Raw genomic sequence first — 24,289 nt, forward strand, 5'->3', positions numbered from 1 at the left:
ACTATAACGTTAAGCCGCGATGCGGGTTAGCCAAAAACGGGTATGTACGATGTATGTCGGCCTCACTACTAACATGGCCGCCCCTGACGGATCCACTGCTCCGTTAGCGATATTGATAGACGATATCGGGCACAATTTAACGTACTCAATATGCGTAGCTCGTTCTGTAAAAGCTGCATGAATCGCGCTCTGTCTTCAGGAGCAAGATCAATTACCTGCATCGCAGAGTCAATATTCTGACCCTCTGCAACGATTAAGCGAATAGTGGTGTTTAAATCTTCTCTGTGACGAAGTCTAAACGGATCCGGAACGCCCATGGCTTCCAGTGTGACGGCATAGCGTTTGATTGAACGACGATATAAATGTTCGAACAACTCAACGGCTAAAGTCACGTCACGTTTTTCATAAATCCCCATCATCGCGTAGGCATAGCTTGTGACATCAGCATCAAGAAAGGAGAGTGGAGCACTGTTGTAGATCATGAGTGGAATATTTGCGGCCAGCCTGCTGGTTCTTTTATTCCCGTCTTCAAAGGGTTGCAGATAAGCGATATTGACCCACAGGAAAAAGGCTGACTCCACAGGATTATTAATCAGCCGTGCTTTTTTGATAATAATGTCGAACATTTCCTGCAATAAGAAAGGTGCCTGTAGTGGAGTGTAGGTGGTTCCCGAAATATTCACGATTTTGCGTCTGATCGCTCCCAACTCGTCAGGATTTGACAGTAAATCATGCATCAATAAAGCATGTAAATTGCTGATTACCGGCCCAGTTAATCCAGATTCAGGGACTGCATCGACCAAAAACTCTATTGCCTGTTTATGATTAAGCAGCATGACGGCATCTAAATCATTTGATGCCGCGCCACTTTTGAATAGTTCTTCGGTGGCCAGCAATGAATATCGGTTTCCTTCAAGTTGAGAAGATGACCAGGACAAATCAATGAGCAATTGCTCCAGAACTTTTCGCGCGTAGGTACCCGCGGGCTGTTGCCCTGCCATTTTTCCTTCATTCATCAAGGCCAGGGCTAGCGTCTGAGGCAGGAGGAACGTTTCGTTCGGAATATAATTGTCCACGAAGCTTCGGTCATACCCGGAAATATCCCTTACTGACAGGGGTAAGTTTAGATATTGATGCAATGATTGAGCTGTAGTGAGGGAAGAGGAATGATATTCAGAGGTCTTCTCCGTCACCGATGAACCGGATTGGGGTAGCTTGTTCAAGGGCGCCAGCGCGGTATACCGAGTCCCCCGTCCTACGCCGTGCCGGGTAATTTTGTTTTGACCAAGCAATACCCCGATATGCCGTTTGATCGTAGAACGACCCACACCAAGACGGCCCGCGAGATCACCGGAACTGAGCGAAGACTCGGCACCTGCGATAGTTGAGAGAATTCGGTGTTGTAGGTCTGAAAGATCATCTGGGGAGATTGGCTGGATCAAAATCGTATGCCCCTGGGATTAGCTTAAAATCCATAAATCAGAAACCTACCTGGCCTGTGCTTTACACCCGCTGAAGGCTTAAGACCAGATAGATTTGTGGCCCATGTTGAACGTTAATGGCCCATGATATCGATATTTATGGCCCACACTAAACATTTACGTTCCATTATAAATATTTTACAGCCCATTTCACTCATTATCGGCCCAATAAATTAAATTTATGGCCCAATCTTGAAATTTGCGGCCCGGAATCACTTTATTTGATAGCCGCTAACCCGCGACCATTCGCTCTCTCGCGCCAGCTCACACTCACAAACGTCACCACAAATAACAAGCTATACAGCACCACTATGGTCGGTCCCGGCGCGCTATCAAGGAAGAACGACGCGTATACCCCACAAAATCCTGTCAGGATGGCAATCAGCGCCGCCAGCAACATCACATGTAAGAATCGTCGCGCCAGTAGTAGTGCGATCGCTCCTGGCGCGATCAGCATGGCGATCGACAAAATCACGCCCACCGATTTCAGCGCGGCAACGATGGTGAGCGCAATCAAACACAGCAGCCCGTAATGCATCAGATTTGCATTGATACCGCATGCGCGCGCCTGTTGTGGGTCAAAGGCATGCAGCAACAGATCGCGCCATTTCACACTCAGCACCAGCACCACCAGTAGTGCAATGGCGGCAGTTTGCGCGATATCCGCCCAGCCAATGCCCAGCATATCGCCGAACAGAATGTGATCGAGATGGACTTCCGGTTTCAGTTTTAGGTAGAGCACCAGTCCGGCACCAAACATCCCCGAAAACACAATGCCCATCACGGTATCAGGCTTGATGCGGCTGTTCTGGCTGATAAAACCGGTGGCGAGTGCGCACAGCATGCCCGCGATAAAAGCGCCAATCGCAAAAGGAAAGCCGATCCACCACGCCAGCACCACGCCGGGAAATACCGCGTGACTCATGGCATCGCCGAGCAGCGACCAGCCTTTTAACACTAAAAATGCGGACAGCATGGCGCACGGCAGCGACAAAATCAGCGTGATGATCAGCGCCATATTCATAAATTCGAATTCGAAAGGACTCAGCAGTATTTCAATCATTGAGGTTGACCTCCTGCGCCAGACGAGCGCGTCGCCGTGCCGCCAGCACGCCGTGTTTAGGCGCAAAGACGAACGCCAGCAGGAACACCAGAGTCTGTGCCACCACGATCACGCCGCCAGTGGCACCATCAAGGAAATAGCTGCTCCACGCGCCAAGGAAGCTAGTGATGCTGCCGATAGCCACGGCAATCATCAACAAACGCGGGAAGCGGTCGGTGAGCAGATAAGCAGTGGCACCCGGTGTCACCACCAGACAAATCACCATAAAAGCGCCAACGGTTTGCAATGCGGCGACGGTGGAGGCCGCGAGCAGGGTAAAGAACAGGATCTTTAAGCCGGTGGTATTCAACCCAAGTGAGCGCGCGTGGCTTTCATCAAAGAACGTCACCATCAAATCTTTCCACTTAAGCAGCAATAACGTCAGCGTCACCACGCCGATGGTGCCGAGCTGCCAGATATCGGCGGGCGCCACCGCGAGGATGTTGCCAAGTACGATGGTTTGAATATTGACCGACGTCGGATTGAGTGACACCAGAAAGAGCCCGATGCCGAAGAAGGAGGAGAAGATCAGTCCGATTATCGCGTCCTCCTTCAGGCGCGTGCGCTGGTTAAGGAATAGCATGCTGCCCGCCGCCAGTCCGCCGGAGAGAAAGGCACCGAGTGAGAAGGGCAACCCCAGCATATACGCGCCAGCCACACCCGGCACTATCGAATGGGATAGCGCATCACCAATCAGCGACCAGCCTTTCAGCATCAGAAAGCAGGAGAGAAACGCGCAAATCGCCCCGACCAGCGCGGCGATCCACATCGCGTTCAGCATGTATTGATAGCCGAAGGGTTCAATAATCCACGACATGATTCGCCCCCGGTCGTGCGGCTATCTTCTGCAACAGTGCGGCATTACGCTGCTGCACCTCACCATCAAAGGTGCGCGCCAGGTTGGCAGCGGTGAAAGTGTCATGCAATAAGCCGCTAGCCAGCACCGTGTTTTTGACCAGCACACAGCGGTCGCAGTAATCAGGGATGGTGTTGAGATCGTGCGTGGAGACCAGCATGGTGCGGCCCTCATCGCGCAACTCCTGCAGCAGGGTGATGATCGCCGCCTCGGTTTTGACATCGACGCCGGTGAAGGGCTCATCCAGCAGGATAATTTGACCACTCTGCGCCAGCGCACGTGCGAGGAAGACGCGTTTTTTCTGCCCGCCGGAGAGTTCACCAATCTGACGATGGCGGTAATCACTCATCCCGACGCGTGCCAGCGCGTTATCCACGCTGCGTTTGTCCTCCGCACGCGGGATGCGCAGCATATTCATATAGCCGTAGCGGCCCATCATCACCACATCTTCCACCAGCACCGGGAAGCTCCAGTCCACCTCTTCGGATTGCGGCACATAGGAGACGATATTGTGTTTGAGCGCACGCTTCGCGGGCATGTCTGCCAGCGTGACCTGACCCGTCGAAAGCGGCACGAAGCCCATAATGGCCTTAAACAGTGTGGATTTCCCGGAGCCGTTGACGCCCACCAGCGCGGCGATGCTGCCCGCTGGCACGGAGAAAGATGCCTGACGCAGCGCAGTGTGACCGTTGCGGTAGGTGACGCTAACATCCTGCACGTTTAGGGTCATTTTTGGCTCCCGGCGGTGATGCCTTTGGCTACGGTATCGGTGGTCACGCGCAGCAGATCAAGGTAGGTCGGAACCGGCCCGTCACTGTTGCTGAGAGAGTCAACATACAGCACGCCGCCGTAGTGAATACCCGCTTCACGCGCGACCTGTTGGGCCGGTTTGGCGGAGATGGTGCTTTCGCTGAAGATAGTCGGGATGTGGTTGGCTCTCACCGCATCAATCACTTTGCGCACCTGTTGCGGTGTGCCTTGCTGATCGGCATTGATCGGCCAGAGATAAAGTTCTTTCAGACCCAAATCACGTGCCAGATAGGAAAAAGCGCCCTCACTGGTCACCAGCCAGCGCTGGTTTTCCGGCAGTTTTTCAATCTCCGCGCGCATCGGCGCCAGGGTTTGCTGGATTTGCGTTTTATAGCGATCCGCATTGGCCTGATAAACGGCGGCATTGGCAGGATCGTATTTTTGCAGGGCTTTACGGATGTTATCGACGTAAATCAGCGCATTGTCTGGTGACATCCAGGCATGTGGGTTGGGTTTACCGTTGTAGGGTCCCTCGGTAATACCTAAGGGTTCAATGCCCTCGGTCACTGTGACTTGCGGCACGCCTTTCAGGCGCTGATAGAAGCGGCTAAACCACAGTTCCAGATTAAAACCGTTTACCAGGATTAAATCGGCACCCTGCGCGCGACGAATATCGCCGGGGGTTGGTTGGTATTCATGGATCTCCGCACCGGGCTTGGTGATGGATGTCACTTCGGCGGCATCACCTGCGACGTTCTTTGCCATGTCTGCGATCACCGTGAAAGTAGTGACCACTTTGAGTTTGTCGGCAGCAAACGCCGAAGTGCTCATCGCGAGCGTAAGCATCACAACCGATACAACGTGCCTGATCAACATAGTCATCTCCTGAGAAGTATAGCATGTGCTATACATTATAGTGAATGCTATGAATGTGAAGTGTTTTTGTACACCTTTTGCTGTTTACGACAAAAATTTACGTAAGTTGAAGTAGCAGAGGAGAGTAAAGAAAGTGGCTTATGCGATTTTCGAAATAACGTAGAACATATTGTTCTTAAGGGCAGGGAGGTATTATTGAGAGCAAGAACACTTCACCACGAATAATGAAGTGTTCCTGAGAGGGAATTAATCGATCGACAAATTATGAATCGCCAGCGCAGCACGCGCGGCCTCTTTGCCTTTCTTAATAAAGTGTTCGGTATAGAAGTTTTCCAGCACATCGACCGGCTGGAAATTGTGCGGCGTCAGTGAGACAGAGAACACTGGCACATTGGTGGTCAGCTGAACGTTCATCAGGCCATCAACCACGGCTGCAGCAACGAAATCGTGACGATAGATACCGCCATCCACCACCAGCGCAGCCGCTACGATCGCGTCGTATTTGCCGGTTTCCGCTAAGCGTTTTGCCAGCAGCGGCATTTCAAATGCGCCCGGCACTTCCAGCACTTTTAATTCCGCTTCAACGTTCTGTGCTTTTAATTCTTGCTCAAAACCCACCAAAGCATTGTGCACAATCTCTTTGTGCCAACCGGCTTTAATAAAGGCAATTCTAATATTTTTCATAATGAGTCCAACATCACCTGTAATTTCTTTGCGCTTGAAAAGTAGCAATAATGCCTTTGTATACCATATGTTACGTTTTCGATCCAGAACGTGCACGTAGCGATAAATGCCATCCGATGACGTGATGGCTATTTGCGGCAATCCGTGCTTGACGGCGACCTGCGCCTGCAATACAAATAGACGCGTCGGGGGAGTCTCGCCTAAGAGACTGAGAGGCTAAAAGCGCAATGCGCGGCTTAGCGACCCTTTGAACCTGACCCAGTTGATACTGGCGTAGGAAGACTGACAGCACCGCTCCGGTGTTGTCTGGCGCAGAGGATCGCTCGCGCCCTTTCCCTCCTCCTGTATCTGCGGGTCTCAGTCAACACTGAGAGGCCGATGTGAATTCCCTTTATATCCCGGATAACCTGCTGTGAGCCGCTGGACGGTATTAGGCTGCGGTGTGGCAGGCCTGTGCGTGGCAACGCTGCTGGCTGAACGCGGCGAAGAGGTCGACGTCATTGGCGACGACTCCCGCCAGCCCGCGTCGTGGTTTGCTGGCGGCATGCTTGCACCCTGGTGCGAATCCGAAAGTGCACCGCAGGAAGTGATCTCTCTTGGGCAGCATGCTGCGGCCTGGTGGCAACAGCGTGTCAACAGCGTGGCACATCAGGGAACGCTGGTGGTGGCGCCACCGCGCGATAGCCAGGAACTGACTCGCTTCGCACGCATGACCGAACAGCACCAATGGGTCGATCCCGGTGAGCTTGAACCTCTGCTGGCCGGGCGTTTTGCGCGTGGGCTGTTTTTTGCCGAGGAGGCGCATCTCGACCCGCGCCTGGCGCTCACCGAAATGCGCGAAAAGCTGTTACAGCGCGGCGTGCGTTTTGATGCACAACACCCTTCGGGTCGGGTGATTGATTGTCGTGGCATGCATGCCAAAGCCGACCTTCCGCGTCTGCGTGCGGTGCGTGGCGAGATGGTGATTCTGCATAGCGAAGAGGTGCAGTTCTCGCGTCCGATTCGTCTGTTGCATCCGCGCTTTCCGTGCTATCTGGTGCCGCGCAGTAACGGCCATTTCATGCTCGGCGCCACCATGGTGGAAAGCGACGATGACAGCGCGATCAGCGCACGCGCCTTGATGGAACTGCTCAGCGCGGCATACGCCATTCATCCTGCTCTTGCCGAAGCCCGCGTGGTGGAAAGCGGCAGCGGTTTACGGCCTGCTTATCCGGCCAACCTGCCGGAAATCCATTATCAAAACGACACTTACTATCTTAACGGCATGTATCGCCACGGTTTTCTGCTGGCGCCAATGATGGCAGAACAACTGATGCAGCGCCTTTTCGGGGAACAATCCTATGAATATTCAGCTTAACGGCCGGGCGATCCGCACTGAGGCCAGCACGCTCAGCGAATTGCTGATCGAGCAGCAAATTGATGCCGCCTGCGTTGCCAGCGCTTTCAACGGCAACTTTGTGCCTAAAAGTCAGTACAGCAGCCAGCAGCTGGAAGAGGGCTGTCAGTTGGAAGTCTTGTCCCCGATGCAGGGAGGTTGAAACATGTTTTACGATTTCGATCCCCAGTCACGTTTTCTGCTTGGCACCGCGGGCTATCCATCACCGGCGATTCTGCAACAGGCCATTGCCGCCTCTGGCACGGAAATCATCACCGTCAGTTTGCGTCGTGAAGGCGCGGCGGGTGCGGCTTTTCGCGAGCTGCTGACCGGGCTGGACATTCGCGTGCTGCCCAATACCGCAGGCTGCCACACGGTGAAAGAGGCGGTGACCACCGCGCAGATGGCGCGCGAGCTGTTTAATACCTCGTGGATCAAACTGGAGGTAATTGGTCATGCCGACACGCTCCAACCCGATCCTTTTGCGCTGGTTGAAGCGGCACGCATCCTGTGTGCGGACGGTTTTCAGGTCTTCCCGTACACCACCGAAGATTTGATCGTCGGTGAGAAGCTGCTGGAAGCCGGTTGTGAACTGCTGATGCCGTGGGGCGCGCCGATCGGTTCCGGGCAGGGCCTGCGCAACATTGAAGGATTACGCGCGATGCGGGCATGGTTCAGCGACATCCCGTTGATAATTGATGCAGGCATCGGTGCGCCATCACAGGCCGCACAGGCGATGGAGATGGGCTTCGATGGCATCCTGCTCAATACCGCCGTGGCGCAAGCCGGCGATCCGGTTGGCATGGCGAACGGTTTCCGTCTGGCGATTGAAGCGGGACAGGCTGCACGCAGCGCCGGATTGATGGAGAAGCGCGATATGGCGGCAGCGTCCACGCCGATCTTCGGTCTGGCGAGTCTGAGTTAAGGAGCCATCATGGATCGCTATCAACGGCAGATGATGCTGCCGGAAATCGGTGTCGAAGGTCAGCAAAAGCTGGCGGATGCGCGCGTCCTGGTGGTGGGGGCAGGCGGGTTGGGCGCTACATTACTGCCGCAGCTGGTTGGCGCAGGCGTCGGTTTTATCCGCCTGTGTGACGACGATGAAGTGGCCTTACACAATCTTCATCGCCAGACGCTGTTTACGATGCAGGACATCGGTCACAGCAAGGCAGCACGTGCGCAACAGGCGCTGTTGCAACGTAATCCCGAGGTGCAGATAGAGGTGGTGCCACGGGCTATCGGCGCCAGCGATCTGCCGCACCTCCTCACGGATATCGATCTGGTGATTGATGCCGCTGATAACTTCGCGGTGACCTATCAACTCTCCGACGCCTGTCTGGCAACGCAGATTCCTTTGATCAGTGCATCAGTATTAGGTCGTCAGGGCTACGTCGGTGGCTTCTGCGGCAGCGCGCCGAGCTATCGGGCACTGTTTCCACGCTTACCCGCCTCCGCAGCCAACTGCAACACCGCAGGCGTGATGGGACCGGCAGTGGCGACTTTGGGTGCAATGCAGGCGCAGATGGCACTCAGCGTGCTGTTGGATCTGCAACCTTCACCCCTCGGCAGTGTGATCAACTGTGACTTCATCAACTGGCATATGCGCGCATTTCGTTTTGACGGCGCGGAAGAGCCAGAAAACAGCGTGCCCTTTATCGATGAGCAACTGCTGACGAAAGATGATTGCATTGTCGAGTTGCGCAGTGTGGAAGAAGCCCCCGTCAGCGTAGCGAACATCGTCGAACGCATTCTGCCGCACGCCATAGTCGATTGGCAGCCGCCGCAGGAACGGCGCATCGTGCTGGTATGTGCCAGCGGCATTCGCGCGGCGCAGGCGGCCTCGGTGTTGGAAGCGCGAGGGTTTACCCGTCTGGCAATGTTGGCGGCAAAGCGACCATGAATCCGATCTGTTTTAACGACATCACCTTTAGCTGGGGCGAACAGGCGCTGTGCCAGCAACTCAATCTGCAACTGCGCGGCGGTAAAACCACCGTGCTGTTGGGGCGCAGCGGCATTGGGAAAAGCACCTTATTGCGGCTGGTGGCAGGTTTGTTGCAGCCACAACAGGGCGAAATCAGTGGCTTACCGGGCAAAGTGGCGTGGATGGGGCAACAGGATCTGTTGTATCCATGGCTGACGGTGCTGGAAAACGTGATGCTTTCCGCTCGGCTCAACGGTGAAAAACCTGACCGCGCGCGTGCGTTGGCGCTGCTTGAGCAGGTGAAGCTGAGTGAGGTGGCGCAAGCCTCACCGGATAAGCTTTCAGGCGGGATGCGGCAGCGTGTGGCACTGGCACGTACACTGTATGCCCAACGCGAAGTGGTGCTGATGGATGAGCCCTTCGCCACGCTGGATGTGATGACCAAACTCAGTCTGCAAACCCTGACTGCCACGCTGCTCAAGGGCAAAACGGTGCTGCTGGTTACGCACGATCCGCTCGAAGCCTGCCGTATGGCCGATGACATCGTGCTGTTGCATGGCCAGCCGTTAGCGGTTGAAAGCTGGCCGGTGCCTGCGGGTGATGCTCCCCGATCCCTTGATGATCCTCGCCTGCTACAGGCGCAGGGCGAACTCTTTTCCCGACTGAATCAAGATGAAAAAACTGTTTAGCGCGATCTATCTGATCGCGGTGCTGCTGTGTGGCTGGCTGCTGGCGCGGCACCATGGCGTGCCTGACTTTTTGCTGCCTTCGCCACTGGCGGTGTTGGAGGCATTATGGCTGCATCGCCAGCTGCTGGCGCATCACGCGTTGTTTACCCTGGCAGAGATTGTGCTGGCGCTGCTGCTGGGCGTTGGGACGGGCGTGATGCTGGCGGTCCTGATGGCAGGCAGCCAAACGTTGCGTCGCGTGCTGTTTCCGCTCGTGACCGCCAGCCAGGCAATTCCAGTGTTTGCGCTGGCGCCACTGCTGGTGTTGTGGCTGGGATTTGGCATCGCCTCCAAGGTGGTAGTCGCGGCGTTAATCGTTTTCTTCCCGCTGTGTCTGTCGCTATTTGATGGCCTGTGCCGCACGCCCTCCGGCTGGCTGGAACTGGCGGGCACGCTGAATCCTTCACGTGCGCGGATTTTCTGGCACGTGCGCTGGCCCGCAGCGCTCCCGCAGTTCTTTTCCGGTTTGCAGATGGCGGTGGTGCTGGCCCCGATTGGGGTGGTGATTGGCGAATGGGTCGGTGCCAGCGAAGGGCTGGGCTATCTGATGATGCAATCCAACGCCCGGCTGGAAACGGCCACCAGCTTTGCTGCTTTGTTGCTGTTATTGATGCTGGCGCTGCTGCTCTCCGGCGGCGTCGCATTGCTGCGTAAAAAATTCCTCTGGCACTCAACATAAGGACGTCCCTTGAACACCCTACGTAACGCGATTACCGCTTTGCTGCTGCTGGCGACCACCAGCGCGCACGCCGAACAAAAAGTTCGCCTGCTGCTCGACTGGTTTGTGAACCCTAACCATGCAGCCATTTTTGCCGCGCAGTACAGCGGCGCTTTCAAGAAGGAAGGGCTGGATGTCGAGATGATCGCCCCGGCTGATTCGGCGTCGGTGCCGCTGCTGCTGGCGGCAGGCAAGGCCGATCTGGCGATCAGCTATCAGCCACAGCTTTACACGCTGGTGGAAAAAGACGTTCCGGTGATCCGCGTCGGCACGCTGATTGGTCAGCCGCTGAATACGCTGACCACCGTGTCCAGCGATATTCATTCGCTCAAAGATTTAGCGGGTAAAACGCTGGGCTATGCGGTGCCAGGATCGGAAGATGTGGCGATCCGCAATATGCTGAAATCGCAGGGCGTGGATGTCAATTCGGTGAAATTGATCAGCCTGAATATGGATTCCACTTCGGCGCTGCTGACGCACAAAATCGATGGCGCGATGACCATTTTCCGCAATTACGAGCTGATCGATCTCCAGGATAAGGGCGCGAAGCCGGTGGTGTTCAAACCCGAAGATTATGGTGTGCCCGCTTATGATGAGCTGATCATTCTGGCGAACAACAAGAGCGCCGCTCAGGACAAGCGTATTCCGGCATTCTTACGCGGTCTGGACGCGGGTGTGGTGTGGTTGCGTGCGCATCCGGAAGAAGCCTGGAAGGCGTTTATTAAGCAGTATCCTGAGCTGAACACCAAACTCAATCATCAGGCATGGGAAGCGACATTGCCGCTATTTGATGGGCACAGCGCCACCTTTGATAAAGCAAGGTATCAGGCGTTTGGTGAATATATGAAAGCCAACGGGCTGATCAAAGATGTGGCACCGATGACACGTTATTCTTTGGAGCAGTAACCGGTGTGCGGGCTGGCTAATTCGCTGGCCCGCAATACACTTTCACCTTTCACCTTTCACCTTTTATGCTCTAACCTGCAGAACGCAGAACGCAGAACGCAGAACGCAGAACGCAGAACGCAGAACGCAGAACGCAGAACGCAGAACGCAGAACGCAGAACGCAGAACGCAGAACGCAGAACGCAGAACGCAACCACTAGCCCATTCGGCATGACCACTCAATCTTCATCCGCGCTCCAGCATCAAATTTCACCAATCATCAACCCTCAACCACTCCTCGGCAACCTTCCTTAGCCCTGGCCACCAAATCCTCTTGCACCCCATCTTTATTTTGATAATGATATCCATTCTCAATTATCAAGTGATGGATAACCTGATGCGTCTGCCCGTTCTGGCTTTACTCTTCTGCCTCATTTCCGTGTTTAACCAGGCTACCGCCGCTGAAGATTCAGCCAGCTGGCCACGCACCATACCCACTCCGCAAGGCCCATTCACCTTACAGCAGCCACCGCAGCGCATTGTCTCTACCAGCGTGACGTTGAGCGGCACCTTACTGGCGATTAACGCGCCGCTGATTGGTTCTGGCGCCACCAGTCGTAACAGCAGCGTGTCCGATGCCCAGGGCTTCTTTACCCAGTGGGGGGAGGTCGCCAAAGCCCGTCACGTCAAGCCGCTGTATGTCAGCCAGCCGAACGCGGAAGCGATTGCCGCCGAGGCACCCGATCTGATCGTTATCGCGGCGACCGGCGGCGATTCCGCGCTGAAACTCTACGATCAGCTGAAAACCATCGCGCCCGTGCTGGTGGTTGATTACGGTGATAAGAGCTGGCAGGCGCTGGCGTTGCAGTTGGGTCACATCACCGGTCACGAGGCGGAGGCGAAACAGGCAATCGCGCAGTTTGACCAACGCGTCGAGACACTGCGCAGCAGAATTACCCTGCCGCCGCAGCCGACCTCTGCGATTGTTTATTACGAAGATGGGCGGGGCATGAATGTGTGGACGCCGGCTTCGGCGCAGGGAGAGTTACTGAAAGCGTTGGGCTTTACGCTGGCGATGCCGCCTGCCAGCCTGCAGGGCAGTACCAGCATGGGCAAACGCAACGACATCATCCAACTCAACGGCGAGACCATGGCGGATGGCGTCACCGGCAATACGCTGCTGCTGTTCGCCGCCGATGAAAAAACGGTACCGCAGGTGGCGAAGAATCCGTTCCTCGCACATCTACCTGCCGTACAGCATCACGACATTTTTGCTATGGGTAACGACACCTTCCGCCTCGATTACTACAGTGCCAGCAATATGCTCAGCAGTATTGAGCGGCAGTTCGCACACTAATCGGCAGCAATATACTCAGCAGTATAGAACGGCAGTTCGTGCACTAAGCAGCGGCCTGCTCAGTGGCCGGTGGTTCATGATGTAGCTGTGCCGAGCGCAAACCGCGTGCGGCCAGCGCGACCAGCAGCAATAAACCCGCCGCCACGCCGCCGAACCACAGCACGCTGTTGAGCGCTGTCAGCATGCGTGCTAGTGCACCCAGCCCCAGCGCACCCAGCGAATCGCCACTCACATCCTGCGCGGTGCCCAGGCTGTTGACCCGACCCAACAGGGCATCTGGCGTGTGGTGCTGAATCAAAATAAATTGCAGCAGTGAAGCGATAGCATTGCTGTAGCCATAAGCCACCAATGCCAGCAACGCCGGGATTAGTTGGCTATACAGCCCCAAAGAAGCGATACAGCCAAAGGCGGCCAGCGCGCTAATCAACAACACCAGACCAGGTCGTGACAACTGTCGCACCCAGCCGCTGGTGAATGCGCCGATCATCGCACCCAGCGGCACGGCGGAATACATCAGCCCGAGCGCCGAAGCATCAACCTGCCACGTTTGCGCCAGTGCCGGGAACAGGATGCGTACCGCGCCCACCATACTCAATAGTAAGCCGACCAACACCGCGGCACCCACCACGTTGTGCTGACAGACAAATTGAATGCCACTGGCGAGCGCGCGCAAAGGGTGTTCTGGTTCTTGCTGTTCAGGTTTCATCGCGGGCAGCCGTACCAGCGGGATCAGCGTCGCCAGCGTGCCGAGGGCGGCCACGGCAAACGCCCAGCCGACTCCTGCCGCCACGATAATCATGCCACCCAGCGCCGGAGACAGGATCGCACCCAGCCGCACGGTTAACATGCTTAACGCACCGGCCTCCGCCAGATGCTCGCGTCCTACAATCAGCGGAATCACCGCCATCAGCGCCGTCATGCCCAGCGCACCAAAAAATCCGTCCCAGAAGGCGAGGAAATAGAGCGCCCACAATGAAGGGGCAGGACTAAACGCGTTCAGGCTCAGCAACACAAAACCGATACCACAGGTGCCACGCGCAAACAGGATCAGCTTGCGGCGATCATAACGATCCGCCAGCACGCCCCCGAGCAGCAGGCCAATAAACATGCCGATGCCATCCAGCATCACGGCCACGCCGACCTGCAAGGTCGAGCCGGTCATGGCCTGAATCTGGATCGGCACGCCCACTGCCAGCATGCCCAGCGCAAACACGGATAGCATGCGAGCGCAGAAGATAGCGCGAAACGCGGCGTTGTTTTTCAACAGGCTGAAATCTAGAAGAATTGAAGGCTTAGCCATAAATATCCATTGTTAAAAATGAGCTGGGGCGCACATTAGCGCGCCCACATTCATTGGCCGAGGGCCGGGTTATAAGCGAGTTGCCGTCAGCAACCGGTTGATCAGCGGACCCAGCACTTTCAGCGAGGTGGCAGACAAAATGTCAGCGTGCTCGCAATCCAGCGGCCAGATTTCCAGGTCTGAAACAAATGGTTTCCAGGTCGCAGGCACATCCATTTCGGCAGGCAGGGTTTTCTCTGCCATAAACAGCGTGGCTTTACCGGCATAACGCGGCGTACGCGCTTCCGCCAGCCGTGCGACTGCGTCCTTGTAGTTGGCGACGATGGTGCTAAACATCGCGGCTTTCTCGGCACGTAACAGGGGATCGCGCTCATCTTCAGTAGCAGCCATAAACTCGGCCTGTTCCCGCGCCACTTCCTGCTCCGCCTCTTCAGCATCGGGCGTGCGCCAGTCCTGTCCTTCGGCCGGGTAAGTATCCAGCAGACCAAGGAAGGCCACGCTTTCGCCATTGGCCTGCAGACGCGCCGCAATGCCTTGTGCCAGCGTGCCGCCCAACGAGTAGCCCAGCAGGAAATAAGGCCCATGCGGCTGCTGCTCGCGAATCACAGCCAGATGGCGATCGCACATGGCTTCTACACTTGTACAGGCTGCGATAACACCCGCCGGGCGCGGTGATTGCAGTCCCACAATCGGGAAATCGCCGTCGAGATAGTGCAGCAGCGCGCTGTACTGCCAGGCGAAACCCGATGCCGGATGGATGCAGAACAGCGTCGGCCCCTGACCGGCACGCAGTGGCAGCAGTTCCCCGTTGCCGCTGCTGTCGCTGGCATCGCCTGACAACAGCGCTGCCAGTTTCTCCACGCTGCGTGCGGCGATGATCTGTCCGACACTCACCGGCTGCGCTACACGGCGGCGCATTTCTGCTGCCAGTCGCATCGCCAGCAGGGAATGACCGCCCAACGCAAAGAAATCATCGTCCGCATACACCTGCTCACATCCCAGTAGCTGCTGGAACAGTTCTGCCAGAATCTGCTCGTGAGGCGTTTCCGGCAGACGGCCAGCCTGCGTGCTGCGTTGCGGCAACGGCAACGCTTTACGATCCAGTTTGCCGTTAGCGCTGAGGGGCAAATCGTCCAGCAGCAAATAGCTCACCGGCTGCATGTGGGCGGGCAGGCGAGTGCTCAACTGATGTTTTACCTGTTCGATGTCCAGTGCCACGCCAGGCTGAGCCACCAGCCAGCCGAGCAGCTGGCGATTATCGACGTCCGCCGCCGCCTGTTGTGTCAAATTGCGCGCAGCCACGACTGCCTGCGCCACGCCCGGCAATGCCACCAGCGCCTGCTCAATTTCACCCGGTTCGATACGTTGTCCGCGCATCTTTAACTGATCGTCGCTGCGCCCCAGATACTCTACGGCGCCATCCTCACGCCAGCAGGCGATATCACCGGTGCGGTACATACGTTCGCCATCAGCAAACGGAGCGGCAATAAAGCGCTGCGCGGTAAGATCGGCACGATGCAGATAGCCATCTGCCAGCTGGATGCCGCTGAGATAAAGATCGCCCGGCACGCCGACCGGCACCGGGCGCAGCAGGTTATCGAGGATATGCAATTGGGTGTTCCACACCGGACGACCAATCGGTACGCCAGGGCCATTCAGGCCTTCGAGCGCGTTGCCGCTGGCGGGTTGCCAGGTGACATCCACGGCGGCTTCGGTCGGGCCGTACAGATTATGCAGTGGAGCGGCGATCACCTGCTGATAGCTGCGCGCCAGATCGCAGGCCAGCGCTTCTCCGCTGCAAAATACGCGGCGCAGTGAAGCGCAGGCGCGATCGGTTTGCGCACTGACATGCCCGACAAAGGCGGCCAGCATCGACGGAACGAAGTGCAGGGTGGTGACCTGATAATCGTCAATCAACTGCCACAGCGCCTGTGGATCGCGATGGGCATCCGGCGGCGCCATCATTAGCTGTGCGCCGGTCATCAATGGCCAGAAGAACTCCCACACCGAAACATCAAAGCTGCACGGCGTTTTCTGCAACACCACGTCGTCGCTACGCAATGGATAGCTGGCCTGCATCCAGCGTAAGCGGTTAACGATGGCGCGTTGATTGACCACCACACCTTTTGGCTTGCCGGTCGAACCTGAGGTGTAAAGCACATAAGCCGGTCGCTGCGCGTCGGGTTTAGGCAATGGATGACGTGCCACACTCTGCTCACTGGCAAGGCGATCGAACATCATCAGAGTGCCAAAGTTGGCGAATCGACTTTCCAAGGCCGATTCGGTGATCACCACCCACGGTCTTGCATCGTCCACCATGTACGCCAGACGTTCATCGGGATAGCCAATGTCCAGCGGTAACCAGGCTGCGCCCGCCTGCAAGATGGCAGTGAGGGCAATACTCAGACGAACCGAACGCGGCAAGGCAACGGCAACGATATCGCCTGGCATCACGCCCGCTTCGATCAGTCGATCGGCCAGCAATGTGGCCTGACGCTGCATCTCGCGGTAGCTGAGCTGATGCTCAACATCACACAGCGCCAGCGCGTCCGGTGTGCGTGCGGCTTGCTGGGCGATGGCTTGTTGTAGGGTTTCATTTTCCAGCTGCACGCCGGTGTTATTGACCCACTCGAGCAGCGATTGCTCGGCGAGGGTTTGCAAACGCCACTGCGTTAACGGCAGATCCGGTGTGGTCACCAGCTGCTGTAACAGCAGCAACAGGCGTTCAGCCAGACGGTCGGCATCGGTGACGCAGGCGCGGTATTCCATTAATAGCGTCAACTGTTCACCCGGCAGCACCAGCAGCGTTAACGGGTAGTGGGTATAGCCGCGGTTGTGGATCGCGTCGCAGCGCACCTTCGCGTTGGCGTCGAGTAATGTCTGATTATCAGGGTAGTTCTCCACCACCAGCAGGGTATCAAATAGCGTACCCGCACCCGCCAGCTGTTGGATTTCAGCCAGTCCAAGGCAATCCTGCTCAATCAGCTGGATCTGCTGATTTTGGTGCGCGGCTAACTGCTCCAGCAACGGGCGTTGAGTATCAAACCGCACGCGCACCGGCAGCGTGTTACTGAACAGACCGACATGTTGATCGATCCCTTCAATCTGGCCGAAACGACCGGAAACCGGTGCGCCAAATATCACGTCCTGCTGACCACTGGCAATCGACAACATCATGCCCCACAGGCCCTGCATCACGGTGTTGAGGGTCAATCCGCGAGTGCGGCACAGCGCATAGAGTTCGCGCTCCAGCGAGGCGTCCAGCGTAATGCGTTTTTCCTGAACAGCACTCTCGGCGGCATTGGGATATAGCAATGTGGGCCGCACGTCGCGCAGACATTCTTGCCACTGCTGGCGAGCCTGATGCTCATCACGCTGGCTAAGCTGGCGCACGATGTCGGCATAATGGGTGCGTTGGGCGGCCAGCGGCTGTTGACGCAATGCGCTAAGTAAATCGTTTAAAATCACCGGCGTTGACCAGCCATCCACCACCAGATGATGCGCATTGAGCAGCAGCGTCCAGCGTGCTTCATGGCGATGCGGGATCAGCGTCGCCTGCAACATCACCGGCTGCCGGAACAGATCCTGTGACAGCGCCTGATGTTCAGTGGCGTCAATATCCTCGACTTCCAGCACCTGTAGCGGCCAATGCAGATCGCCTTCCGGCAGCAACTGCAAAGGTTGCAGACTGAGTTCGCTATCAAACCTGGCGGCGAGCTGCGGATGGCGCTGCAACACCTGGTTGAGCGCCTGCTGCACCGATGCTACCGACACATCACCGCTGAGGGTTAATCGCGTCAGTGAGTTATAGCTGCCTTGCGCGCCACTGGTCTGCGCGTGGAACAGTAATCCTTTCTGCAACGGCAGCAGCGGCAAGACGTGGCTAAAGGCCCCGTGACGTGCGCGCAAACGTTGCAGCAGCGCATCATCAACGCCTTCAAGATTGATTTCCGCAGCGACCAGCGTGTTGGCGGCCTGCTGTGGCTGTTGCTCTGCGAAGTGGTAAAGCTGTTGCGCACCCAGAGCGATGGCCTGATGCAGTTGCTCAATCTGATCGGCATGCAAGACGCCCTCCGCCCAGCTCCAGTTCAGCGCCAGCTGCTGGTCATCAACAAACACGTTGAGTTCCAGTGCGTGCTGTAACGGCATGGCATCGTCCTGAATCACCGCAAAAGTGTCGCGGAACTGCTGCGCGGTCCGCTGAGGCTGCCAGTGACCGGCGGATTGAGTGAAGCGGCCGAGATAATTGAACAGCACCTGTGGCGCATGGTCGGCGGCCAGTTTCGCCAATGTAATGCCACGGTGGGCATCCAGCCAGCGCAGTTGGCCATAACCGATGCCGCGATCCGGCACGGCACGCAGCGCGGATTTTACCGCGCGCACGCTGTCATTGAGGTCGGCCGAAGCAGGCAGGGCGAGCAGCAGAGGAAACTCCGCTGTCAGCCAGCCCACCGTGCGCGCCAGATCCTGATGATCGTGCAACTCGGCACGGCCGTGTGACTCCAGCGTCACGCGTTGTAACGCACTGCCGTTCATGCTGCGCAGCGCCAGTGAGAGCAGCGTCAGCAGTAACTCTTCGCTGGTGGCACGGAATTGCTGCGGCAGGGTATGTAGCAAGGCAGAGCTGGTGGCCACATCCAGCAGGGTGCGCTGATGCAAGACACGCTCGTTACCCGTTAAGGCTCGCTCACCCAGCGCCGGCAGCGGCTGTTCCAGCATGCGTTGCCAGAACGGCATTTCGCTGGCGCGTGATGCCAGGTTAGCCAGCAGCGTAGCGGACCAGTCATGCAGTGAGGTCTCTTCGGCAGGCAACGTGATCGGTGTACCGCTTAGCAGTGCATCACCGGCCTGTTGCAGTTCATCCAGCAATACTCGCCATGACACGCCATCCACCACCAGATGGTGCAGCGTTAACACCAATCCGCAGCTTGCACCTTGTGTCTGGAGCAGGGTTGCCTGTAGCAATGATCCTGTCGCCGGATCGAGGCGTGCTGCATCGTCACGGAAGGCCTGATCGGCGGCCTGGTCACATGCTGACACTTCGATAACACGACAACGCGCAGGGCGCGCAGAGAGCGATTCGCCCACCACTAACTGCTTATCACGCGTGAAGGCGTTGAGGGCTGGATGCGCGCTGGCGAGCTGCTCAATCAATTGTTCCAGCTGCGAAAGTTGCAGCTCAGGTGGCACCGATAGCAGCACGCCGTGAGCGAAGCGCGCGTTGATGCCCGCCTGCGCATGGAACCAGTGCAGAATCGGCAGACCACCAATTGCGCCCTGTTGCGACACGCGGGCATGTTGAGTGTGTTGCGTTAGCAGGGCGAGATCTTGCGCCATACGTGCGGCGGTGCGTTCGGCAAAAATGTCTCGCGGGCGCAGCATATAACCAGCGCGGCGAGCGGCGGTGCTAAGGCCCATCGCCGAAATGCTGTCACCACCGAGTGAGAAGAAGTCATCCTCCGCGCCGACGCTCTCCAATCCGAGCAGGCTGGCCATCGCCTGGCAAATTAACGCTTCCTGCGGGGTGCGCGCCGCGCGGCTTTGCTGTTGCTGAGCCTGATGGGGTTTCGGCAGTGCCTGGCGGTCGATTTTGCCATTCACATTCAGTGGTAGGTCATCCAGCACCATCAGCACGGCTGGCAGCATATAGTCCGGCAACTGGCTACCCAACTGCGCCAGCAAGCGGTTGCTGAGCTGCGGATCGGCGCGCAGGACATCATCCTGCACTGAGCAGTAGCCAATCAGACGGTGAGTGGCGCCCATCACTTCGGCAATCACCACTGCGGTACTGACTTCGGGCAGCGCCACCAGCGCGTTTTCAATTTCACCCAGTTCGACGCGGAAACCTCGCACTTTGATCTGGTGATCCACGCGCCCGATAAACGCCAGTTGACCATCATGACGCCAGCGCATCACATCGCCGCTGCGATACATCACCTCGCCTTCGCGGAAGGGATTAGCCACAAAGCGGGCGGCTGTCAGATCCGGGCGGCGCAGATAGCCGCGCGCGATGCCGGTTCCGGAAATATAGAGTTCGCCGGTGCAGCCAATCGGCACCGGACGCAACTGGCTGTCGAGCAGATAAACCTGGCTGTTGCCCACCGGGCGACCAATCACCGGCTGCGGGGAAGCCAGCACGCTGGCACCGAGGGTATCAATGGTGTACTCAGACGGGCCGTAGTAATTGTGGATTTCCATCTGCTGCTGTTGCTGCATCAGTTTCCACAACGTCGGCGTGGCCGCTTCACCGCCAATCATGACAAACGCAGGGCGGTGGTTTTCCTCTTCCAGTAATCCGCTGTCGATCATCTGAGAGAAGAATGACGGCGTGATGTCCAGCAGATCGACCGGCACCGCGTTCATCTGCTGAATCAAACCCCAGGCATCGCGGCGCAGCTCTTCGTCGAAGATATTCAGCTCGCAGCCCATCAGCATGCAGAACAGCGGTTCCCACGAAGAGTCGAACGAGAACGAAGCCGTGTGACCGGCGCGCATGCGGCGCGGACTGCTGGCGTGGAAACGGTCAATCGCCGGTCCAAACAGATGCTCGCGGTGTGACAGGAACAGATTCAACAGCCCCTGGTGCGTGCTCATTACCCCTTTTGGCCGGCCGGTGGATCCGGAGGTGTAGATCATATAGGCGAGATCGTCACCGCACTGCAGGGTGCTCGGTACGCTGGTCGGCTGTGACGCCAATTCGCTCTCCAGCTGATCGATGCACAGTGCGGAAAGGGCTGGCATCTGCGCCAGTGTCGTGGAGTGAGTCAGCAATAATGCGGGTTGGGCATCGTCACACATCAGTGCCAGACGTTCGCGTGGATAGTCGAGGTCCAGCGGCATATACGCCGCGCCGCTCGCCAGCACACCAAAGATGGCGACCAGCGAATCCACCGAGCGCGGAATACCGATCGCCACCACGTCGTCTGCTTGTAAGCCACGCGCCATCAAGGCATGTGCCAGTTGCATGGCGCGGTCGGTCAGCTGGCGATACGTCAGTGACTGTGTGCCGCAGACGACTGCCGTCAGGTCAGCGCTTTGTGCCGTGCGTTGCAGCAGCATATCCACGATAGTGGTCGCCCCCGCTGGCGGGGTGATTTTCGGGCCGGTGGACCAGCGCTGTAAATCAGCCTGTTCGTCCGGAGCAATGATCGAAAGCGTATCGAGGGTGGCTTGTGGTTCTGCAGCGAACTGCATGAGAAGATGACGAATGCGATCGGCGTGACGCTGTAACATTTGCGCGTCGTAGCGCGTCGGGTTAGCCACCAGCGTTAACTGCAATGCGCCATCACGGAAGCCCACTTCAAACTCGATATCATCGACCGGGCCCATGGCTAAGGTTTGGGTCGCCGCCGGAATGCCATCGAATTGCAGATCATCATGGTAGACCTTGACGTTAATCACCGGCCCGTAAAGCTGTTGGCTGCTGCCGACCAACCCAAGATCGCGACGCAGTTGCTCTGCTTCATAGCGCTGATGACGGCGTGCTTTGCGGATTTCCGCCTGTACCTGCTGCACCAGCGCGGCTAAATCGGTGTGATGAGGGATGTCGAAGATCAGCGGCAGCACGTTGACCACCGGCCCCAACGTCGTCAGTGCCGCTGAGCCCATGCGGCGCATAAACGGAAAGCCAATCGCTAAGCGCGAGTTGTCGCTAATGCGCGCCAGATAAGCCACCAGAAGGGCACTGACAATATCGCCTTCGCTGCAATCCTGGAACGCCACGTGCTGGCGCAACGTTTTCAACTCCGGTAGCGCGACGTGGCAGCTGATCGGACGATCGCCAGCATCCGTTACGCTTTCACTGGAGAGGGTTAAAGTTTCGGGCAGGTCAGCCGCATAGGTCTGCCAGTGGCTGGCGGAACGGGCAAACGCCGGGGATGCCTGCCACTGCTGATACTCATCAATCACCTCGCTAAACGGCGTGAAGGGTGAAAGTGAGGGTTCCTCGCTACGGCACAGTTCGGCATAGATGGCCGCCACGCGCTGCGTCAGTGCTTCGAAACTGAAGCCATCAACCAGCAGATGGTGATAACGCTGATACCACCACCAGCTGCCATCACCCACGCGCATTAACACGTGGCGATACAGCGGTTTATCACCGTCGGCCGCCAGTTCGGCGCGCAGATCGGCCTGCATCAGTTTATGCGCCTGACCGGTGGCGTCCGCGCGCTGGCTGAAGTCATGCCACTCCGGCAGCACCAGAGCCTGCGCGCCAAACCATTGCGCGGGATTCCCGTTTTCATCGAGGCCAAAGCGTGCCTGCACCGTATCGGCTTCCGCCATCGTCTGGCGGATGGCGCTGTCCAGGGCGGCGCGGTTGATGTCGCCGTGCAGCACGCTGTAGTGCGCCACGGTAAATTGATTGCGCTGCTGCGCAATAGCGTCAGCGATCCAGATGCCGGGCTGAGCCGCCACCAAAGGATACGCAGGTGAATGCGTGATTAACGATGCCAAAGGAATGTTCCCGTCTAAAAAAATCGAAAAAGGAAAAGTTAAAAAGCGAAAAATTAATGTGCGCTGGACGACGTCTGTTGCGTCGCTGGTCGCATGTCCTGCCAGTGTGTTTCGATGTACTCAATCGCTGCGGCACGCGGCAGCGGACCCGCCACGTTTTGCCAGCCCGCAGGCACCTGAGCAAATGCGGGCCACAGGCTGTATTGCTGACGCGCGTTGATCAGCACCAGAAAATCGAGCGCGTCGTTATCAAACGGATTTTGTTGTTCAGACATGGGGGTTACCTTTTGAGGTTGGGTCAGAGAGAAGATCGGCCAGCAGCCAGCGGCAGCCGTCGATCAAGCCGCCGCGCCAGCACAGCGCGTCGTGCCCTCCGGCGTAGCAGCGGAAAAACAGTTCATGTCCAGCGGCTTCCAGCGCGGGACGTATTTGTTGATTCACGAACAACATGTCCTGCTCGCGATCGCCGACTTCCTGAAAAATCTTCAACTTGCCAGCGGGCAGGGCGTTGTCCTGTAAGCGCTGCAACAGCAGACCCGGAGCGTGCCGTTCACGGTTAGCGTAATCACGGATGTATTGCAGGTGCGGCCACCAGAACGAGCCGGATTGCGTGAGGATGCGGCCAAAACGCTGCGGCCAATGCAGACCGGCGTACAGCGCAGCGAGGCCACCGTAACTTTGACCGGCCACCAGCGTGCGGCTGGCATCATTGCTAAACGCAGCATGCTGGCGCGCCAGCGGCAACAGTTCCTGTTGCACCGCCTGCCAGAAGGTTTCATTGCAGGGCAGCTCAACCTCGCGATGCTGACTATCGATCACGTCGATAAATAACCAGCAGGCAGGCGGCAGTTCACCTGCTGCGGTGCTCTGATCGAGGGCGCTGAAAATCGGCTGTCCGTATACCCAATTCTGCCCATCCAGCAGAATCGCCAGCGGGCGCTGATCCGGTTGCGCAGTCTGTCCGGTGGTGTAAAGCCAGACGTGACGCGTGACGTTGAGCAGATCGCTGTGCCACTGCAAAGTTTGCAGGCCATCTGGCCAGGTGTCGGCCAATCCGGCATCCAACTGTTGCCAGGCAGATTGATCCGGCGCGTCGGGCATATGCGCATTACTCAGCGCAAAACGGCGGCTGCTAAGAAACGGGGGCGAAGGATTAAGCATGTCGGGGATCGCCAGTGGCATCAGCGAAATCCACCATTTGCGTTGCAGCACCCGGCAGGTTTCGTCACTGCCGCAGAACAGCGGGGGCAAATGCTCAGCGGTCACCGGGATCAAGCTATAGCTGCCACGCCAGTCAGATTCGATCTGCGTCGACCAATGCCAGACATCACTGTTGCCGACGCGAACAAGGGATTCAGGCGCCTGGCTGTGATGATCGGTGACGCCGTTTATATCGATATAAACCTTTTTGGTAGACGATAACTCGGAACGGCCTTCTGGATCGCGCCAGAAGAAATGCATGCGCGTTTCGCCATCTGCCTCATGCTCAATCACCGGCGTACCCGCCTGATGAAGCTGTTCCCACCAGCGATGGCTGCCGAGATCGTCCTGCTGTAACCACTGGGTAACTGTTCCAGTGGGCAACCAGATTTGCGTCATTTGTTCTGCGTCACTGAGAAACATCCTGCAATCTCTCTCCACATTTTCTTCAAAGACTTTACATTAACAAACGTAATGCAAATGCTATTGATAACGATTTACATTTGCAATATTATTTTTGCGCCGAATAAATCCCCTATTTTTCAGATGATTATTCTGAAATAGGCTTTTAAGGGGGATTCAGGGCCGAGTTTTATCAGAGG

18 protein-coding genes and 1 riboswitch are annotated in these 24,289 nt (G+C 57.2%); of the genes, 8 read left to right on the top strand and 10 right to left on the bottom strand.

The features are described from left to right. Nucleotides 1-68 precede the first annotated feature (68 nt). The 6 genes from WFP70_RS15660 to WFP70_RS15685 all read right to left on the bottom strand — a co-directional run bounded on the left by WFP70_RS15660 (nucleotide 69) and on the right by WFP70_RS15685 (nucleotide 5,749). A complete protein-coding gene (locus WFP70_RS15660) occupies nucleotides 69-1,442 on the bottom strand; it encodes a Fic family protein (RefSeq protein ID WP_337023761.1) in 1,374 nt (457 codons plus the stop codon). Between the two features lie 256 nt (nucleotides 1,443-1,698). Then, on the bottom strand, nucleotides 1,699-2,544 hold the full coding sequence (locus WFP70_RS15665; protein ID WP_337023762.1) for a metal ABC transporter permease: 846 nt from the start codon (nucleotides 2,542-2,544) through the stop codon (nucleotides 1,699-1,701). Continuing rightward, nucleotides 2,537-3,400, bottom strand: coding sequence for an iron/manganese ABC transporter permease subunit SitC (gene sitC, locus WFP70_RS15670; RefSeq protein ID WP_034830381.1), 864 nt, complete (start codon nucleotides 3,398-3,400; stop codon nucleotides 2,537-2,539). Before sitC ends, WFP70_RS15665 begins: the two co-directional genes overlap by 8 nt. Beyond that, on the bottom strand, nucleotides 3,384-4,169 hold the full coding sequence (locus WFP70_RS15675; protein WP_337023763.1) for a manganese/iron ABC transporter ATP-binding protein: 786 nt from the start codon (nucleotides 4,167-4,169) through the stop codon (nucleotides 3,384-3,386). Before WFP70_RS15675 ends, sitC begins: the two co-directional genes overlap by 17 nt. Further along, complete coding sequence (locus tag WFP70_RS15680; RefSeq protein ID WP_442956352.1) at nucleotides 4,166-5,035, bottom strand: metal ABC transporter substrate-binding protein; 870 nt, start codon at nucleotides 5,033-5,035, stop codon at nucleotides 4,166-4,168. Before WFP70_RS15680 ends, WFP70_RS15675 begins: the two co-directional genes overlap by 4 nt. Before the next feature lie 276 nt (nucleotides 5,036-5,311). Beyond that, nucleotides 5,312-5,749 (bottom strand): 6,7-dimethyl-8-ribityllumazine synthase, encoded by a 438-nt coding sequence (locus WFP70_RS15685; protein WP_034830445.1) that lies wholly within the window; start codon nucleotides 5,747-5,749, stop codon nucleotides 5,312-5,314. A 177-nt stretch (nucleotides 5,750-5,926) separates the two neighbouring features. After that, nucleotides 5,927-6,046, top strand: a riboswitch (TPP riboswitch). A gap of 115 nt (nucleotides 6,047-6,161) precedes the next feature. Here WFP70_RS15685 and WFP70_RS15690 point away from each other — a divergent pair. From WFP70_RS15690 to fepB, 8 genes are all read left to right on the top strand, one after another. Further along, on the top strand, nucleotides 6,162-7,106 hold the full coding sequence (locus tag WFP70_RS15690; RefSeq protein ID WP_337023765.1) for an FAD-dependent oxidoreductase: 945 nt from the start codon (nucleotides 6,162-6,164) through the stop codon (nucleotides 7,104-7,106). Then, nucleotides 7,090-7,287, top strand: coding sequence for a sulfur carrier protein ThiS (thiS, locus tag WFP70_RS15695; protein WP_034830370.1), 198 nt, complete (start codon nucleotides 7,090-7,092; stop codon nucleotides 7,285-7,287). Before WFP70_RS15690 ends, thiS begins: the two co-directional genes overlap by 17 nt. Before the next feature lie 3 nt (nucleotides 7,288-7,290). After that, complete coding sequence (locus WFP70_RS15700) at nucleotides 7,291-8,049, top strand: thiazole synthase (protein ID WP_337023766.1); 759 nt, start codon at nucleotides 7,291-7,293, stop codon at nucleotides 8,047-8,049. 9 nt (nucleotides 8,050-8,058) lie between these two features. Beyond that, complete coding sequence (locus WFP70_RS15705) at nucleotides 8,059-9,024, top strand: HesA/MoeB/ThiF family protein (RefSeq protein ID WP_337023767.1); 966 nt, start codon at nucleotides 8,059-8,061, stop codon at nucleotides 9,022-9,024. Continuing rightward, nucleotides 9,021-9,734: an ABC transporter ATP-binding protein gene (locus WFP70_RS15710; RefSeq protein ID WP_337023768.1), complete on the top strand. Its 714-nt coding sequence runs from the start codon at nucleotides 9,021-9,023 to the stop codon at nucleotides 9,732-9,734. The genes WFP70_RS15705 and WFP70_RS15710 overlap by 4 nt, the downstream gene beginning before the upstream one ends. Continuing rightward, complete coding sequence (locus WFP70_RS15715) at nucleotides 9,718-10,452, top strand: ABC transporter permease (protein ID WP_337023769.1); 735 nt, start codon at nucleotides 9,718-9,720, stop codon at nucleotides 10,450-10,452. Before WFP70_RS15710 ends, WFP70_RS15715 begins: the two co-directional genes overlap by 17 nt. A gap of 9 nt (nucleotides 10,453-10,461) precedes the next feature. Continuing rightward, a complete protein-coding gene (locus tag WFP70_RS15720; RefSeq protein WP_097118814.1) occupies nucleotides 10,462-11,397 on the top strand; it encodes an ABC transporter substrate-binding protein in 936 nt (311 codons plus the stop codon). 376 nt (nucleotides 11,398-11,773) lie between these two features. Further along, nucleotides 11,774-12,733, top strand: a complete 960-nt coding sequence (gene fepB, locus WFP70_RS15725; RefSeq protein WP_337023770.1) for a Fe2+-enterobactin ABC transporter substrate-binding protein — start codon at nucleotides 11,774-11,776, stop codon at nucleotides 12,731-12,733. 43 nt (nucleotides 12,734-12,776) lie between these two features. On the opposite strand, the gene entS is transcribed toward fepB, so the two are convergent. The 4 genes from entS to fes all read right to left on the bottom strand — a co-directional run bounded on the left by entS (nucleotide 12,777) and on the right by fes (nucleotide 24,110). After that, nucleotides 12,777-14,033, bottom strand: a complete 1,257-nt coding sequence (gene entS / locus WFP70_RS15730; RefSeq protein WP_337023771.1) for an enterobactin transporter EntS — start codon at nucleotides 14,031-14,033, stop codon at nucleotides 12,777-12,779. A 69-nt stretch (nucleotides 14,034-14,102) separates the two neighbouring features. After that, the gene (locus WFP70_RS15735; protein WP_337023772.1) at nucleotides 14,103-22,487 is read right to left on the bottom strand and encodes an amino acid adenylation domain-containing protein; all 8,385 of its coding nucleotides are present in this window, start codon (nucleotides 22,485-22,487) and stop codon (nucleotides 14,103-14,105) included. Nucleotides 22,488-22,540: 53 nt separating this feature from the next. After that, on the bottom strand, nucleotides 22,541-22,762 hold the full coding sequence (locus WFP70_RS15740; RefSeq protein WP_034830344.1) for an MbtH family protein: 222 nt from the start codon (nucleotides 22,760-22,762) through the stop codon (nucleotides 22,541-22,543). Then, nucleotides 22,755-24,110 (bottom strand): enterochelin esterase, encoded by a 1,356-nt coding sequence (fes, locus tag WFP70_RS15745; protein ID WP_442956350.1) that lies wholly within the window; start codon nucleotides 24,108-24,110, stop codon nucleotides 22,755-22,757. Before fes ends, WFP70_RS15740 begins: the two co-directional genes overlap by 8 nt. Between the last annotated feature and the right edge of the window lie 179 nt (nucleotides 24,111-24,289).

The sequence above is a fragment of the Pantoea sp. USMM079 genome, from assembly GCF_037153115.1.
GTDB lineage: Bacteria > Pseudomonadota > Gammaproteobacteria > Enterobacterales > Enterobacteriaceae > Pantoea > Pantoea communis.